Annotated in this window: 16 protein-coding genes; 8 read left to right on the top strand and 8 right to left on the bottom strand. The window is 57.1% G+C overall.

From position 1 onward, the window contains the following. Window positions 1-491: 491 nt before the first annotated feature. From QO231_RS25060 to QO231_RS25035, 6 genes are all read right to left on the bottom strand, one after another. Window positions 492-1,745, bottom strand: a complete 1,254-nt coding sequence (locus QO231_RS25060) for an aminotransferase-like domain-containing protein (protein ID WP_316782750.1) — start codon at window positions 1,743-1,745, stop codon at window positions 492-494. Next, window positions 1,735-3,186, bottom strand: coding sequence for an FAD-binding oxidoreductase (locus QO231_RS25055; protein WP_316782747.1), 1,452 nt, complete (start codon window positions 3,184-3,186; stop codon window positions 1,735-1,737). The genes QO231_RS25060 and QO231_RS25055 overlap by 11 nt, the downstream gene beginning before the upstream one ends. 10 nt (window positions 3,187-3,196) lie before the next feature. Further along, window positions 3,197-4,459 (bottom strand): TRAP transporter large permease, encoded by a 1,263-nt coding sequence (locus QO231_RS25050; protein WP_316782744.1) that lies wholly within the window; start codon window positions 4,457-4,459, stop codon window positions 3,197-3,199. Between the two features lie 3 nt (window positions 4,460-4,462). After that, window positions 4,463-4,942 carry a TRAP transporter small permease gene (locus tag QO231_RS25045; protein WP_316782741.1) on the bottom strand — a complete coding sequence of 160 codons (480 nt, stop codon included), beginning with the start codon at window positions 4,940-4,942 and terminating at the stop codon, window positions 4,463-4,465. Between the two features lie 48 nt (window positions 4,943-4,990). After that, the gene (locus QO231_RS25040) at window positions 4,991-5,995 is read right to left on the bottom strand and encodes a TRAP transporter substrate-binding protein (RefSeq protein WP_316782738.1); all 1,005 of its coding nucleotides are present in this window, start codon (window positions 5,993-5,995) and stop codon (window positions 4,991-4,993) included. A gap of 207 nt (window positions 5,996-6,202) precedes the next feature. Then, window positions 6,203-6,748 (bottom strand): MarR family winged helix-turn-helix transcriptional regulator, encoded by a 546-nt coding sequence (locus QO231_RS25035; protein WP_316782736.1) that lies wholly within the window; start codon window positions 6,746-6,748, stop codon window positions 6,203-6,205. 221 nt (window positions 6,749-6,969) lie between these two features. Here QO231_RS25035 and QO231_RS25030 point away from each other — a divergent pair, with 221 nt between their 5' ends. From QO231_RS25030 to QO231_RS25015, 4 genes are all read left to right on the top strand, one after another. Then, window positions 6,970-8,574, top strand: coding sequence for a GMC family oxidoreductase (locus QO231_RS25030; RefSeq protein ID WP_316782733.1), 1,605 nt, complete (start codon window positions 6,970-6,972; stop codon window positions 8,572-8,574). A 9-nt stretch (window positions 8,575-8,583) separates the two neighbouring features. Then, on the top strand, window positions 8,584-9,000 hold the full coding sequence (locus tag QO231_RS25025; RefSeq protein WP_316782730.1) for a hypothetical protein: 417 nt from the start codon (window positions 8,584-8,586) through the stop codon (window positions 8,998-9,000). Window positions 9,001-9,045: 45 nt separating this feature from the next. Then, the gene (locus QO231_RS25020) at window positions 9,046-10,116 is read left to right on the top strand and encodes a malate/lactate/ureidoglycolate dehydrogenase (RefSeq protein WP_316782727.1); all 1,071 of its coding nucleotides are present in this window, start codon (window positions 9,046-9,048) and stop codon (window positions 10,114-10,116) included. Window positions 10,117-10,230: 114 nt separating this feature from the next. Then, a complete protein-coding gene (locus QO231_RS25015; RefSeq protein WP_316782725.1) occupies window positions 10,231-10,476 on the top strand; it encodes a hypothetical protein in 246 nt (81 codons plus the stop codon). A gap of 483 nt (window positions 10,477-10,959) precedes the next feature. Here QO231_RS25015 and QO231_RS25010 read toward each other — a convergent pair whose 3' ends face one another. Both QO231_RS25010 and QO231_RS25005 read right to left on the bottom strand, forming a co-directional pair. Then, the gene (locus QO231_RS25010) at window positions 10,960-11,850 is read right to left on the bottom strand and encodes an alpha/beta fold hydrolase (RefSeq protein ID WP_316782723.1); all 891 of its coding nucleotides are present in this window, start codon (window positions 11,848-11,850) and stop codon (window positions 10,960-10,962) included. 82 nt (window positions 11,851-11,932) lie between these two features. Then, window positions 11,933-12,370 (bottom strand): MarR family winged helix-turn-helix transcriptional regulator, encoded by a 438-nt coding sequence (locus QO231_RS25005; protein WP_316782720.1) that lies wholly within the window; start codon window positions 12,368-12,370, stop codon window positions 11,933-11,935. 106 nt (window positions 12,371-12,476) lie between these two features. On the opposite strand from QO231_RS25005, the gene QO231_RS25000 reads away from it, so the two are divergent. Genes QO231_RS25000 through QO231_RS24985 form a run of 4 tightly spaced genes read left to right on the top strand, consistent with a single transcriptional unit; the run spans window position 12,477 to window position 15,314 of the window. Further along, the gene (locus QO231_RS25000) at window positions 12,477-13,106 is read left to right on the top strand and encodes a hypothetical protein (protein ID WP_316782717.1); all 630 of its coding nucleotides are present in this window, start codon (window positions 12,477-12,479) and stop codon (window positions 13,104-13,106) included. Continuing rightward, entirely contained in the window at window positions 13,103-13,717 is a 615-nt protein-coding gene (locus QO231_RS24995) for a hypothetical protein (RefSeq protein ID WP_316782714.1), read from the top strand. Before QO231_RS25000 ends, QO231_RS24995 begins: the two co-directional genes overlap by 4 nt. Continuing rightward, complete coding sequence (locus QO231_RS24990; protein WP_316782711.1) at window positions 13,708-14,211, top strand: DUF6653 family protein; 504 nt, start codon at window positions 13,708-13,710, stop codon at window positions 14,209-14,211. Before QO231_RS24995 ends, QO231_RS24990 begins: the two co-directional genes overlap by 10 nt. After that, window positions 14,211-15,314, top strand: a complete 1,104-nt coding sequence (locus QO231_RS24985) for an NAD(P)/FAD-dependent oxidoreductase (protein ID WP_316782708.1) — start codon at window positions 14,211-14,213, stop codon at window positions 15,312-15,314. Before QO231_RS24990 ends, QO231_RS24985 begins: the two co-directional genes overlap by 1 nt. Window positions 15,315-15,336 lie beyond the last annotated feature (22 nt).

The following is a 15,336-nucleotide window of genomic DNA, read 5'->3' as shown; positions in this document are numbered from 1 at the left end:
ACAAGCGGAAGGCCAGATCAACCGCCTGAAGACACTCAAGCGGGCAATGTACGGTCGAGCCGGTGCAGAGCTGCTGAAAGCCAGAATGCTGCCACTGCGCCACACTAAGTGAGGAAGAGCCTCATTAAGTGCCAATATTTTGCAAAACGGCCGCAGTCTTACAGTTAACTGCTACGTCACATGTCTGGAGAGCCCGAAGCGGAAGACTCGGGTTCTCGCTGCGCGCGCTCGCAGCACGAAATTTGCCGCAGATGCAAAGATTTCAGCATGCCATGCAGCGGCCAGACCGGCCGTTTATGCTGGCCACAGCAAGGATTAACACTCGAACTCACAGGTCGCGGACAAAGCACCATTGTGCGGCGCTGCAAAAATGACCCTCTATATCAAAAACGGGTAACCCCAAAAAACGGGAGTGCCGACCGAAATCCGCCGTGCAAAAGACCGGACCTCCGGCGCGCGCGTGCAGTAAACAATCAAGCGGCTGATGTAGCTTATTTACCCTGTTGGATGTTGCCAGCGTACCTAGGGACGCGAAAGATCTCGTGACATATCTCAGCCAGCTTGGCGACGCCGACCCGGATGGTTTCCTCATCGGGGTGACCGAAACAAAGCCGCAGGCGGTTGCGGTTTTTTGCACCATCCACGGTCCATTCCGCCCCCGGATTGATGGCAATACCATGCCCAGCAGCGGCGGCGGCCAACTGGGTCGTATCGACCTCTTCTGGCAGGGTGATCCAGATGAAAATCCCGCCACTGGGCGCGACGAATTCGGCGGCCGCACCAAAAGACCTGTTCAGGGCCTCTACCATCACATCGCATTTGCGCTTCAACATTTTCTGCATCCCGGCGATGTGGTCGTCAAAATGTTCACGGCAGAACTCTGCCAGCACCATCTGTTCAAGTGCGCCGGTTCCCGCATCTGTTTTCAGAGGCAGGATCTGCGCCAGCACGGTCCAATCAGCAATCAGGTATCCCACCCTCAGAGCGGGGGCGATGGATTTTGAAAAGGACCCACAATAGATGACGCGATTTGCCCGACCCTGTGCCTGGGCCGCGGCGGCATCCAATGACCGAATTGTGCGCGGGCGCGGTGCCCCCCAAAGCAGATCGGCATAGCAATCGTCTTCGAAAATGACACAGTCAAATTCCGCTGCGAGCTGGAGCAGCGTCTTGCGGCGTTCCAATGACATGACACCGCCTGTCGGGTTTTGAACCGTCGGTATGGTGTAAATGTACTTTACCGGTGCCTGACGCGCCTTTTGATCTTCCAGGATCGACCGCAGCTCCTGCATATCAATCCCGTCCTGATCCACTCGCACCCCGCGGCAGTTCACGCCGAGCCTTTTCAACCGGCCAAGCGCGCCGCCATAACTGGCCTCTTCGGCGATCACGGTATCACCTTCATTCAGCAACAACCGATTGACCAGGTCCAGCGCCTGTAACGAGCCGGAGGTGGTCAGGATGTTTTCCGCCCCGTCGCCCATTTGTGCGTTTCGGGCAAGGGCTTTGGCGATGAACTGGCGCAAGGGCAGGTGGCCCTGCGGTCCGCTTGTCAGATAATAGGTGGCAAGCGACGCGCCCTCGGCATCAAGCACGCGCAGCGCGGCGGCTTTCAGGGCTTGGACCGGGATGCTGGTCGCGTCGTTGTGTCCGCCGACGAAGTTGTAGCGCGGAAACCCGGAGAACGGCTGGGGGGCCGGGTCGGGCAACTTGCTGGCGAACAGGGACTGGATTTCAAAACTCATTGTCTGGATTCCTCGAGAGTGGCGTGATGTTTTCAGAGTGGTCGCGCGGCGGCAGGATCCGGCCACGGCCAAGCAATGCCTTGGGGTCGAGCATGTCTTTGAGGTTGCGCATCACGGCAAGTTCGGCTGGTGTTCTGCTTTGCGGCAGATGATCGCGCTTCAGCGTCCCGATGCCGTGTTCGGCTGAAACCGAGCCACCGATTTCACCGATCAGGCCGTAGACGATGCTTTCGATCAATTCGCGTGGCTGCGGGTCGGCGCCAACATGCTTTGCCACAAGATGCAAATTACCGTCCGCCAGGTGGCCCCCGATAAACAGGCGAACCTTGCCCAGGGCATCCGCCAGCCGTTGGCGCAATGTGCTTTCCAGGTTGGCCATGTCCGGAATATCCAGACTGACGTCAAAGCCGACAGCGGGTTGCTGCTGACCCATGGCCTCGGCCATGCCATCCCGCACGGCCCAAAGGTTGTCCACTTCTCTGTCCGACTGCGAAACAACCGCGTCGCTGATCAGCCCCTTTTGCATTGCGTCCTGCAATGCGGTCTCGAACTTGTCGCGGTCATGGCGTTTGTCACTGCCCATCAATTCGGTCAGGACATAAAAGGCAGAGCCTGTCGGCAGGGGCGGTGTGATACCGGCAACATCCGAGATTGTTGCCGTGTAAGTGTCGCACCAGATCACTTCGAATGCGCTTAGATCGGCGCCCAGCGACTGCTGCAGATGGGTCATCGTCTCGACCACCGCAGCAAAACTGTCGATCGCGCAGAACCCCACGATCTGAGTGCGCGGCTTGGGGAAAATACGCAATGTCGCGCGGGTGATCAGACCAAGGGTGCCTTCGCTGCCGATGAAGAGGTGCTTGAGGTCATATCCGGTGTTGTTTTTCAGATAGCCAGTCAGATTGGACAGCACGGTGCCGTCTGCCAGCACCACCTCGAGCCCAAGTGCCAGATTGCGGGTCATGCCATATCGAAGCACACGGTTGCCGCCGGCATTGGTGGCCAGATTGCCGCCAATGGTGCAGGATCCGCGCGCACCCAGATCGAGCGGATAAAAGCGATCATGCGCGTTGGCACAATCCTGAACCACCTGTAGCGGCGTTCCGGCCTGAACCACCATCGTGCCTGCCTCGGGGTCGACTTTTTCGACCCGGTTCATTCGTTCTAACGACAGCACCACTTCGCCTGCCTGCGGGCGCGCGCCGATAACAAGCCCGGTCATCCCGCCCTGCACCACAACAGGTTGGTTTTCGGCATGGCAGATCGCCATGACGCGGGACACCTCATCGGTGTTTGCCGGGCGCAAGACCAGCGCGGGGAGAACCTCACCGATGCCGCGTGGGTCCGTGCGGTATCTCGGACCGGCCGCATTACCGGTCAGAACGCCCTTGTTCCCAAGAACCCCGCAAAGTTCGCCGATGGATTCTTCAGTCAGCGCCATGGACCGGGCTCTAGCCATCAAGCAGTACCAATGACAACCCCGGCACCCATACAACCAGTATCAGCACGAATATCATCAATGCGATGAACGGGAGAACCGAACGGCAAATCAGCAGGAATTTTTCCTTGAAGGCCGTCATTGCCACGATCAGGTTCAGCCCGATAGGCGGCGTTATGTACCCGATCTCCAGGTTTACAACCATGATGATGCCGAAATGGATCGGGTTGATGCCGTAGGCAGCGGCAACAGGCAGCAGGATTGGGGCCAGCATCAGGATCGCCGAAACGATGTCGATCAAGCATCCGACAAGCAGCAGGAACAAGTTCAGAACGATCAGGAAGGCAAGTTTGCTGCTGACGACGGTCGACATCCAGGCCGCAAAGTTCTGCGGCACCTGCTCGACGGTCAACAGGATGTTGATGCTGCTGGCCACCGCCAGAATGGGCAGGATCGTCCCAAGCAGACGGGCGGTTTCAACGCAAAGGTCAAAGAGGTCGGCAGGTTTCAGGGCACGGTAAATTAGCAGTTCGATTATCAGGGCATAGCCGACCGCTACGCCGGCCGCTTCGGTGGCCGAAAAATAGCCCGAATAGATGCCGCCCAGAAGGATGATGGGGGCCAGCATGGCAAAGATGCCATTCCTTAGCGCGGCGGCCAGTGTGGTCACATCAAACGGGATTGGCGCAATGTGGCGGTTGACGATAAGTGAATAGAGCGACAGCACGAAGGTCAGTATCAGCCCCGGAATGATCCCTGCCAGAAACAGGTCACTGATCGAGTTTTCCGTAACGATGGCATAAAAGATCAGCGGGATGCTGGGCGGAATGACGATCCCCAGCGTGCCCGCCGATGCCAGCGCACCGAGGGCGAATTTCTTGTCGTATCCGTGTTCCAGCAGCGCCGGATAGAGAATGCTTCCCACCGCCAGCAGGGTGACAGGCGACGACCCGGAAATCGCGGCGAAGACAGCACAGGACAGGATCGTGGCAACGGCAAGCCCGCCGGGCAGCCATTGCGTCAACTCACGAACAATGTCGATCAGTCGCCGGGAGATCGACCCGCGGGTCATGATGCTGCCCGCCAGAATGAACATCGGAACAGCCAGCAGCACGTCGCGGTTCACAGCTGTCCAGATGTCATCAATGAGATAGGTCAGTTCTGCGTCGCCATAGAAGAAGTGCACGTAGGCTGCGGCAACGATCAAGATCAGGATAACGCTCTGGCGGAGAACCAACAGCGCGAAGACCAACAGAAAGAGAAAAACAGCTGTCATCGCTCAGCCCTGTATGTCAGGCGCGGGTTTCAGCGCCGGTTCGAGGGCAAAGGCCAGATGGCGCAAAGCGGAGGAAAAGCACGCATAGGGAATGACGATCTGTATTGCCCAAAGCGGCCAATAGATGACCATCGAACGCGCATCATTGGCATGGGTGTCGATCACGTAGCGCGCCGCAAGAACGCCAAGCCACAGGAACAAGAGCGCCGACAAAAGATCCCCCAAACGGGCGACGGCGGGACGCCAGCGCTCTGGCCACCACCCATCGGTAAACTGTGGCCGCAAGTGCGAATTCGACGCACTGGCAAGTGCCAGGCCCAGGAACGCGGCGTAGATGGCAGCGAACACTGCCATCTTTTCAACGCCCCATATCGAGAATGAGAAAAGCTCGCGGGCCAGGATGCCGGCCAAAAGAAGCATCGTGACGATCATATAGGCAACCGCCGCGACCAGGGCTTCAACCCGGGTCAAGAAATGGATCATCCTGCCCATGTCCGGCCCCCTGTTCGGCCTCGCATCCGCGCGCCGAGTTTACCCGCCACAAGCCTTTACGGCATCCTGAATCCTGGCCCAGATTGGCACCGCCGACTCTCCAATCGACGCGACAAGTTCCTGCTGCGCCTGCTCGGCAAAGACGCGAAACCCTTCGAGGTCTTCTCCTTGCGGGCGGAAAACCGTCGCGCCATCCTCGTTTTCGGCCTTTGCCAGCAGGGCCACCTGCGTGTCGCGGATGCTTTTGCGCAGGGCGTTGACCTCTTCTCCCATGACGCTCACGGCCTCGCGTTGTTCAGGCGTCAGCTTGTCCCAGGTCTTCTTGCTCATGACGACTGTTCCGATGTCATGATGCGATGGCAGATAGGTCACGTTGGAGCCCAGTTTGTGATAGCCGACAGCAAGGCCGAAGACGGTCGAGGTGTGCAGCGCATTGACACGCCCGGTCTTGATGGCGGGCACGGAATCCGACCCTGCAAGTGGCAAAGCCGCAGCCCCTGCCGCGTTGAAATAAAGCGGATAAGGTTTGCTGGGGGCGACCCTGATTTTCAGGTCCTTCAGGTCCTCCGCCGTCGCGACCGGCGTTTTTGAATAGATCGAAGGATATCCGACCTCCATGTATGACAACAGGATCAACCCTTTGGCTTCCAGAAGCGGGCCAAAGATATCCTTGACGTGATTGTCAAAGACGCAATCGGATTGGGCGGCATCGCGAAACAGGAACGGTGCAGCCAAAAGCGAAAACTCCGGCACGACCAGGGCGGTCGCTGTATTGGACTGCCCTGCGATGTCGATACGTCCCCGCACCACCTGATTGACGACCGTAGGTTCGTCGCCAAGCTGTGAGCTGAAGAACATGTTGACCTTCAACGACCCATCCGCTGCCGTCTCGGCTGCTGCGACGCGATCGAGGAAATGCGCGCCCCAGGGGGTCTTTTCCGGGGCGACGGTTGCATATTTCAGCTCTATCGGGTCCGCCGCGAATGCGACCGCTGGCGACATTAAACTGGCGACTAACAGTGAGAACAGTGTGTTGAATTTCATGGCATAACCTCCCGTGCCGATGCAGCGGTCACCGCCCGACGGGCCGGTTGCTCCGCTTATGAGGCCTGCAAGAAAGCCTGAAACTGCCTGCGCTCTTCCCCTGTCGGGCCGCAGGACTCTCTCGGGCATGTGGCCTGACAAAAAAGTCTAGAGGCTCATGTCCATTTGTGTCAATGAAATTGATATATTAATTATTATTGTTATAAATTAGCTCTCTGGCTGCTGCTCCTTGAGCAGCCAATCGCGGTCATGCTGATCGAGAATGCACCACAGCACTTTCCAGAACTCTTTGAGCGATTCTGGTCCGACGGTGTCATAGACGCCGCGAAACCGGTCATATTGCCGTTGCACGAGAAACTCGAACATCTCGACACCCTTCGGGGTGGCATGCAGCTCGCGCTTGCGGCGGTCGGTGACCGATGTCCGTTGTTCGACATAGCCCAGCTTGACCAGGTCCCCCAGCGGCCGATGAATGTTCTGATTGGTAACACGCAGAAACGTCAGGATATCACCGACCGACTTGCCCGGCTTCTTGACCGCGACATAGAGCAGCCGGTGATGAATGCGCCCAAGCCCGACCTCTTTCAATTGCAGTGCCGTGTCTTCCAATGTGCCGAGATAGGCCAGGAACATTAGCTCGGTCGTGGCAAAAAGGTCGTCCGAGGTGATGTCCTCTGCGGTGCCTTCGCCCGACACCCATTTGGACGACGTCTTGAGATACCTTTCGGCGTCTTTCAGGATACTTGCAGTCACGTCATGTCTCTCGTCTGCTGGTGGCGACGGCTGGAAAAGTACCGTTCCTGACGGTCTTAGCACAAGCCCAGAAGCAACAATACTCGATAGTATATCAAGTTTATTGACATTAATTGACTCTATCGCCAGATTGGAATAGTCCGCCGGTCCTTCGGGCGTTCGCAGTGTAATGTCGGCCCGCTTTGCCGCGCGGGTTGTCCGAAATGGAACCGTGTATCCCGATGTCCGACGATCCCATTGATGTTCTGATTATCGGTGCAGGCGCCTCGGGCGCCGCCGTTGCCTGGAGCCTGATGGACACCCGGATGCACATCGTGTGCATGGAACAGGGCGGCGTTCCGGATTCAGGGCGTTTCCCCTCGACCGGACTGGATTGGGAGGCGCGCCGCGCTGGCGATCATCATATAAGTCCCAATCGCCGCGGCTGGCCCGAAGACTATCCCGTCAACGACGACCATTCGCCGATCAAGGTGGCGAACTACAATGGCGTGGGCGGCGGCACGGTGCTTTATGCCGCCCATTTCCCGCGCTTTCATCCGTCGGATTTTCGTGTGCGCACGCTTGATGGCGTCGCCGATGACTGGCCTGTTGACTACGAAACGCTGGAGCCGTTTTTTGCGGAAAACGACCGTATGATGGGAGTGGCGGGTCTGGCTGGTGATCCGGCCTATCCGCCGGGCAAGACGCCCCCCATGCCGCCGATTCCCATGGGCCGGTCCGGCCGCCGTCTGGCAGAGGCCTTCAACACGCTCGGATGGCACTGGTGGCCTTGCGATCTTGCCATCGCGACCGAAGCCTATGACGGCCGGGCCCCGTGCATCAATCTGGGTGCCTGTCTTTCGGGGTGTGCGCAGGGGGCAAAGGGTTCCGTCGATGTCACCTATTGGCCCCATGCGCAACGCGGCGGGGTCGAGATGCGCACGAGTTGCCGTGTTCGCGAGATCGCCGTCGATGAAAACGACATGGCCACAGGCGTCGTCTATTTCGATGAAAAAGGTGTAGAGCGCTTTCAGGCTGCGCATGTGTTGATACTCGCCGCCAATGGCGTCGGAACCCCCCGCGTCCTGCTGAACTCGGTTTCCAAAGCCTTCCCCGAAGGCTTGGCCAATCGCAGCGGGCTGGTGGGAAAAAACCTGATGTTCCACCCATATGCGGCTATTCAGGGGGTCTTTGACGATCCGCTTGACGGCTACAAGGGCGCGCATAAATCCATTCTGTCCCAGGAGTTTTACGAAACCGACCCACAGCGCGGGTTCGTGCGCGGCTATACCTTCGAGACATCACGCGGTATGGGGCCGGCCGCCACCGTCCTGGCCGGGCTGGAATGGGGAGAGGTTCCCCTGGGTGATGGCCACCACGCGGCTGCCAGAAAGCTGATGAACCGGGTCACCAGCCTGGCTGCGATCTGCGAGGATTTGCCGGAAGAGCATAACCGAGTGTCGCTTGATCCTGATCTGGTTGACAGCAATGGCATCCCCGCACCCAGGATCAGCTATACCCTGAGCGAGAACAGTCGAGCGATGCTCGACCACGCCTGCGAGAAGGGCCGTGAGATCATGACTGCCGCTGGCGCGCGCAAGGTTTTTACGACCTCTCCAATTCCAATGGCCGGTTGGCATCTGCTGGGGACTGCCCGCATGGGAACCGACCCCGAGCGTTCTGTGGTCAATGAATGGGGGCGCTCTCATGACGTTCGCAACCTGTTTATCGTCGACGGCAGCATTTTTGTAACCAGCGGTGGCGTCAATCCGACCAGTACGTTGCAGGCAATGTCGCTCTATATTGCCGACCAGATCAAACGCCGCCTAACCAACTTGTTCGATTGAGGAATTGCGATGTCACTTCCCGCGTCCGGCTCCCCCTTCTCCTCCGACGAATGCGATACGCTCAGGCGGTTGGCTGACCGGATGATCCCGGCCAGCGAAAACGATGGCCTTCCCGGCGCGGGTGATCCGGTGATCTTTGCCGACATCTTGCAGGATGCGGCCCGCGTCCACGTCGCATTAAAGGGGCTTCTGACCGCGTCGGGCGATGAAACGGATCCTATGGATCTGAACATGGCCGACAGCGCAGCGGCGCGGGAACTGCATCAGATCGTCGTGTTTTGCTACTATCGCGACCCGCGTGTCATGCGCGCGCTTGGCATGGAAGTGCGGCCGCCCTTTCCCCAAGGGTTCGACGTGGAACCCAGCGATCTGTCCCTGCTGGAACCGGTGCGCAAACGAGCCTCCATTTATCGCAAAGTGCCCTAAGATCGCCACGCGGCATTTACACGCCCTGCAGAAAGAAAAACGACGATGCGCATTTCCTCCCAAGACCTGACTTTGGTTGCAACCGACATCCTAACCAAGGCCTGCGGCAACCAAGAGGCGGCGACCAAAGTTGCAGACAGACTGGTTTTTGCCAACCTCACCGGACACGACAGCCACGGCGTTGGCGTTCTGCCCGGCTATGTGGGCGCCATTCTGGCCGGCGAACTGCATGCAAAGGCGTCTGCAAGCGTCGTTCAGGATGACGGGGTGCTTCTGCAAATCGACGGGCAACAGGGCTTTGGACAGATCGTGTCGGAACAGGCGATGAACCTTGCGATTGAAAGAGCGCGGGTGCACAAGCTGACTGTTTTGGCGCTGCGCAACAGTTTTCACATCGGGCGCGTAGGTGACTGGGCGACGATGGCCGCCGAAGCAGGTTTTATCTCGGTGCATTTCGTAAACGTACTTTCACCAAATTCTCTTGTGGCGCCGTTCGGGGGCCGCAGTGCGCGTTTTACCACCAACCCTTTTTGTGCAGCCATTCCCAAATCGCCGGATCATCCAATGATACTGCTGGATATGGCCACCAGCGCGATTGCGCAGGGGAAGGTACGCGTCGCCCATTTGGCAGGGGCCGAGGTGCCCGAGAACTGTCTTGTTGATGCCCAGGGTGTCCCGACGCGTGATCCATCGGTCATGTTCGAAGAGCCAAAAGGTGCGTTGACAACCATGGGGCTGCACAAGGGTTTTGGTCTGTCGCTGCTGTGTGACATCCTGGGTGGCGCGCTTAGTGGCGGCGGTGCTTACCTGCCGTCGCGTGTTGTCGAAAATCGCGTCGTGAACAACATGTTCGCCATCCTGATTGATCCCGACGTTTTCGGCGGTGCAGAAGCCTTCTTTTCAGACATCGACCAGTACACGGATTGGGTGAAATCCTCGCCGCCGGCACCGGGTTCGGATGGTGTTTTCTTTCCCGGCGATCCCGAGCGCTTGGCCTATCAAGAGAGATCGGAAATAGGCATTCCCTTGGATGCGGGAACGCTGGCCGCACTAGAGGGCGTTGCGAAGTCTTTGGGTCTGCAATCGGTGTTTTCTGAAAACGGCACCTCGAACTGATCAGAGCATTGAAGTTATGTCGTGCCAGACGTTCTAGACGAGTCCATTGAGCATTCCCGGCGCAACGAACGGTTGGTCAAGAGAGTGCCTTGTACCGATCTGGAGCTAGGTTTCTTGGCAGCCAAAGCGAACAGCGAATTCGCTGAGTTTTTGGACGCTCCATTAGGGGATCCGGTCTTTACCGCTGAACGCATAACCTGGCTGCGAGGCGCTCCGGTCACACATGCCAAACTCTATTTTTGCACCAGGATATCGGATGACTACGCATCTCAGATTGAATTGCCTGTCGGCGCCAAGTCCGGCGATGCGCTGACCGGAAGGGTCAATTTAGATCTTGGTGAAGCCAGTATTATTGAATAACCGAAAACGGAAAATCCGTTGTTGTACCAAAAACCTGATACTGCGTTTGCGAGGAGTTTCTGCGAAAGCAAAGGCTGCACCGGCAAAAGGCGGCAAAGTCCGCGTCTTACTAGTTCGCGCACGATGCAGCGAACGGCGCTGGTTCCCGAACCCGCCGCTCGTGACCGACGCGGCGAAGGTATCGGGAGAGCCCACACCGGACGTACTGGTTTTGTGCTGCGCGCGCGCAGCGAGGATGTTGCTGCAACGGCGTAAATTCCTATGCTGGTGTGCCGCGAGAAACCGGCCGTTCATGCCAACCGCTTCTTACCGGCTTCCATGAAGTCCTTCGACCACTTGTAGTAAATGCCTTGAGAGATGCCTTCGCGACGGCAAAGCTCAGCGATACTGTCTTCGCCACGCAGGCCATTGCATGTTTACAAAACCAAGAGAAGACATGACCTGAAAATGCAACCCAAACGTCATATGATTGGTGCGGCTTTCTCATCTAACATGGTGACGGCAGGCCATGAGGATGTCTTTCCAGTTGTCGAAATTCAGATGACCCGCACCCTCAACCCAATGAAAATCGACGTTCGGAATTGTAGAGGCCATGTGGTGTCCCATTGCGTTGGTTACAAAGATGTCGTCGGCACCTAGCCAAATGTGCGTAGGCACGCGGACAGAGGAAATGTCGAAACCCCATTTGGAATAGGCCAGATAGGCCTCATGCGTCGCACCACGACTGCCTTGTCGGAATGCCTCAGCTTGCATCGCGCGAAACCGGGCGGCTACGTCAGGGTCTTCAAGAACAATTTGGTCAGGCCGCGGAACCGAACGTTTCAAAAGCCAGAAGAACAAACCTGGCCAGTATCGGGCGGCCCATCCCATGGGCGCAAAACCGATCCTCATAACCCATGGAACGCGACGGGCTAGATTGGCGAAGACACGGTCAAGACGGTTCAGGTCGGCCATGATTTCAGGGGAAGAGACAGGACCCCACGGCCCAAGCGCACCGACAAACTTGAGCCGGCTGGGGTCGATGAAAGCCCCACAGGCAAAGAGATGCGGACCAGCGCCAGAATGACCGATGACCCCGAATTGATTGATTTCAAGATATTCTGCCAAGTCCAGAATGACTTGCGGCCAGTCCTTGAACGTCCGGTTTTCTTGAAAATCCGAGCGACCAAAGCCGGGTCGATCTGTTGCGATCAAACGAAAGCCAAGGTCTCGGGCCGCCTTGTCTGCGTATCCAGCTTCAAGACGACAGCTCGGTGTTCCATGAAAATAGAACACAGGAAAACCATCGGGCACGCCCCACTCCGAAAACGAGAGATTACGGCCGTTCTTGAGTTGCATGAGCCTGAAGTCTGTTTTGATATCCGGTGCTTGCATCTTTGCTCCTTCGGCCGACGTCTTGGGCTGTTCCAGCCGCTTGATGTGCCGAGCGTGTCTTGTCACTCCGCTTTGATGACGTTCAGCGATCTGCGGTCAAAATGCGGGCCGACATGGTTCGGAGAGTCCTCATCGTAACGTCCAGATCTTCTTGGCTGATTGTTTCAGTGATCTCAGCGACAAAAGTCAGGGCAATTGGAACGAGCGTGTCTTTGATTGAATGGCCGCGATCTGTAAGCGATACGACAACCCGCCTCCCGTCATTCTGGCCGGTGTTGCGTGCAATCAGCCCCTTCTTCTCCATACGCTCCAATAGGCGTGTCGTCGTCGCCCTGTCACGTGTCGTTGCATCGGCAATTTCGCTAGGAGAAAGCCCATCCTTGCGCCAAAGCATGAGGAGCGCGGCCCACTCTTCAGCAGCGATCGGCTCACCTGCTGCTGCAAAGCGCGATTGTATTTCTCTGCGGGACAGGAAGCTCAATCGGTTCACCCAGAATAGCATTATTTCTTCATAGTTCATTAGAAGTCCTTCATTTCACCGCCATATAATTGCACTGTGCAACTAGCTTGACAAGACCAATCCACCAATATAGTTGCATACTACAATTAATAGCAGGAACGCCCGTATGCTGATATCCATTTTTGACTCTTACCTCGATGACGACGCCGTCGCGTTCAACCCGCCGCCTTGGGTCTCCATCGTGGCGGTTGTCGCTCTGACGCTGACGCTCTTGCTGGCAGTTTTCATCTATCTCGGTATCTGGCTGGCAAGCATTGTCATGCTTTCCGTCGTGCTTGCCTTCGTTTTGTGGTTAACGGTTGGCTACACCACACCCATCAGTCGCCGGGCTCTGCCTAGCCATATCGTTCTAATCATTGCGCTTCTTGTTCATGGTGCTGAGCAGTTTCGGGGTGGCTACGCAGATGTCGTCGTGACTGCCTTCCCCAACCTTATTCAACCGCCAAACATCATCACAGATGCAAGCCTCGCACTATCGTTATCACTGAGTGCTACCGTTATCTGGTTGCTTGGCGGCGCGATGGCATTTTACCACGCCCGTGTGGGTGGCTTTGCCATTTTGTTGCTAGCTGTCTGGAGCTTGGTGTTCCCGCTCAGCCACGTCGCCTTGCCGCTTCTGTCTTCGACCGCGCCAGTTTGGGTGCCGGGCATGGCAAGCGGTTTCGTCGTAATTGCCCTCGCATTTTCATCATTACGTTTCACGCTGAACCTGACACGTCGGAGACCATTGTCATGACTTCAAAAAACATCATTTACTTCATCATAGCCGCGACAATCTCTGTTGGCTTCACTACGCATCTTTTTCACACTGCTGATTTGCTGCCCACACTGATCATTGGTTTCTGCGCATTAGGCTGTGGGATCGTGTTTTGGCTGTTTACCAGTTTTAACCATCCGACCGATCCGGCTTTGCTGCTTCCGCCATATCTCGTGACCGCAGCTTTGTTAATGCTGCATATTGTGGAGGAGCAGGTGTTTGAGTTCGGGCCCATGATTGCCGGGATCACGACCGGCATCTGGACAGCGGAACAATTCCTGTGGACCATTGGCTTTCTCTTCCCTCTTGTTTGGATTTTTGGCGCATACGCCATTGCGCGACGAAATCCCTTAGGCGGTTTCGTGTCATGTTTCATTTTTACAGGCATGCTCCTTGGAGAGCCGACGCATTTGCTGATTTTTCCGGTACGTGAAGCCATCTTGCACGGCGGTGGATATGACTACTTCCCAGGCATGTGGACGGCACTTGCACCTTTGATCACCGGACTTTGGGGCATTGCGATTGTTGTCACTGAAGCCCGCAAAGACAAACGCGCCGCAAACGCAAAGGGGACCAAGATATGGACATAGCAAAGCTAACCGAGCGCTTTATGGGCATGGACGATGCCACATGGGCCAAACATGCCAACCCTTGGAGTGGCTGGTCGCGCATGCCAATCCCGCCACTTCTTAGCCTCGCAGTTTGGAGCCGCGTTTGGCTGGGCTGGGGCGCCTTATGGCTTGTGTTGGCGGTTCTGGTCTGGACATGGATCAACCCGCGCCTGTTTGGTGCGCCGTCAAATCACAATGCTTGGATGACCAAGGCGGTCTTGGGCGAACGTGTTTGGCTGGCCAGCCGGTCAAATCCTATTCCGTGTCATCATGCGCGGGTCAGTCGGATCCTTAATATCGCAGCCGTGATGGGGGTCATCGTCCTCGCATATGGACTTTGGCAACTGGACCTGGGATGGGCGATGGTCGGGCTTGTCACAACGATGGGCGCAAAGCTCTGGTTTCTGGATCGCATGGTCTGGTTGCTGGCAGACATGGCAGAAGATGCACGCCGTGAGGGGACACCGATGTGATGACCCCAACTGATCTCAATAAGGTCGGTGACCGCCACCATGTCGTGGTCGTCGGTGGCGGATTTGGCGGGATTCAATGCATCAAATCTCTCAAGCGTGCGAATGTACGGATCACGCTGATCGATCAGCGCAACCACCATTTGTTCCAGCCCTTGCTGTATCAGGTTGCCACGACAATCCTTGCACCATCAGAAATTGCATGGCCCCTGCGGCAGGTGTTTCGCGACCGGAAGGACGTGACGACGCTTTTGGCGACGGTCGCAGGTGTCCATCATCAGAACAAACGTGTGCTTCTGAGCGATGACACCAGTATTCACTATGATACTCTCGTCCTGGCAACGGGGGCGCGCCACTCTTATTTCGGTCACCCTGAATGGGAGCAGAACGCACCTGGGCTAAAAACACTGGAAGATGCTACGACGATCAGGCGTTGTATTCTATCGGCGTTTGAGGCCGCTGAAAGAACGGACGATCCCGAGCTGCAGCGCGCTCATCTTACATTTGCGGTCATTGGCGCAGGACCGACAGGCGTTGAGTTGGCTGGGATCATCGCTGAACTTTCCCACCGTATCCTGCCACGTGAATTCCGACGGATCGACACCAACACCGCCCGCATCCTTTTGATTGAGGCGGGGCCCAAGGTTCTGCCGACATTTCCACAAACGCTTTCTGATTATGCAGCGCGCGCGCTGTCCAAGCTTGGCGTCGAGATTCTGCTCGGCGACCCGGTCACTGCGTGTCATGCGACCGCAGTCGAAGTTGGGGAAACAATCATCCCCTGTGAGACGATTATCTGGGCCGCCGGGGTTCAGGCTTCACCCGCCGCGAACTGGCTTCAAGCTGATCATGACCGCGCCGGTCGCGTGCTGGTTCGGCCTGATCTGACGGTACCGCGACACGACGAAATCTTCGTCATCGGTGATACGGCATCCGTCAATGATGCCCACGACAATCATGTCCCCGGGATCGCGCCGGCAGCCAAGCAAATGGGGGCCCATGTCGGGGGGCTTTGTTGCAGGGATCGCCCCACCGCTGATATCGTTGCGGTTTGTACCCTTCAGGATGTTGTGAATGCCGCACAAGTTCAACGCCGATCGTCGTGACAAGATCCCAAAGCAAAGGCAT

Source organism: Sedimentitalea todarodis, from assembly GCF_032595355.1.
Taxonomy (GTDB): Bacteria; Pseudomonadota; Alphaproteobacteria; order Rhodobacterales; family Rhodobacteraceae; genus Sedimentitalea; species Sedimentitalea todarodis.
The sequence above is the reverse complement of the archived record's forward strand: the minus strand, read 5'-3'. Positions and strand labels throughout refer to the sequence as shown.

Coding starts and splice junctions, on each gene's coding strand:
- QO231_RS25060 (WP_316782750.1), bottom strand. CDS start 1,745: ATGAGTTTTGAAATCCAGTCCCTGTTCGCCAGCAAGTTGCCCGACCCG.
- QO231_RS25055 (WP_316782747.1), bottom strand. CDS start 3,186: ATGGCGCTGACTGAAGAATCCATCGGCGAACTTTGCGGGGTTCTTGGG.
- QO231_RS25050 (WP_316782744.1), bottom strand. CDS start 4,459: ATGACAGCTGTTTTTCTCTTTCTGTTGGTCTTCGCGCTGTTGGTTCTC.
- QO231_RS25045 (WP_316782741.1), bottom strand. CDS start 4,942: ATGATCCATTTCTTGACCCGGGTTGAAGCCCTGGTCGCGGCGGTTGCC.
- QO231_RS25040 (WP_316782738.1), bottom strand. CDS start 5,995: ATGAAATTCAACACACTGTTCTCACTGTTAGTCGCCAGTTTAATGTCG.
- QO231_RS25030 (WP_316782733.1), top strand. CDS start 6,970: ATGTCCGACGATCCCATTGATGTTCTGATTATCGGTGCAGGCGCCTCG.
- QO231_RS25025 (WP_316782730.1), top strand. CDS start 8,584: ATGTCACTTCCCGCGTCCGGCTCCCCCTTCTCCTCCGACGAATGCGAT.
- QO231_RS25020 (WP_316782727.1), top strand. CDS start 9,046: ATGCGCATTTCCTCCCAAGACCTGACTTTGGTTGCAACCGACATCCTA.
- QO231_RS25010 (WP_316782723.1), bottom strand. CDS start 11,850: ATGCAAGCACCGGATATCAAAACAGACTTCAGGCTCATGCAACTCAAG.
- QO231_RS25005 (WP_316782720.1), bottom strand. CDS start 12,370: ATGAACTATGAAGAAATAATGCTATTCTGGGTGAACCGATTGAGCTTC.
- QO231_RS25000 (WP_316782717.1), top strand. CDS start 12,477: ATGCTGATATCCATTTTTGACTCTTACCTCGATGACGACGCCGTCGCG.
- QO231_RS24995 (WP_316782714.1), top strand. CDS start 13,103: ATGACTTCAAAAAACATCATTTACTTCATCATAGCCGCGACAATCTCT.
- QO231_RS24990 (WP_316782711.1), top strand. CDS start 13,708: ATGGACATAGCAAAGCTAACCGAGCGCTTTATGGGCATGGACGATGCC.
- QO231_RS24985 (WP_316782708.1), top strand. CDS start 14,211: ATGACCCCAACTGATCTCAATAAGGTCGGTGACCGCCACCATGTCGTG.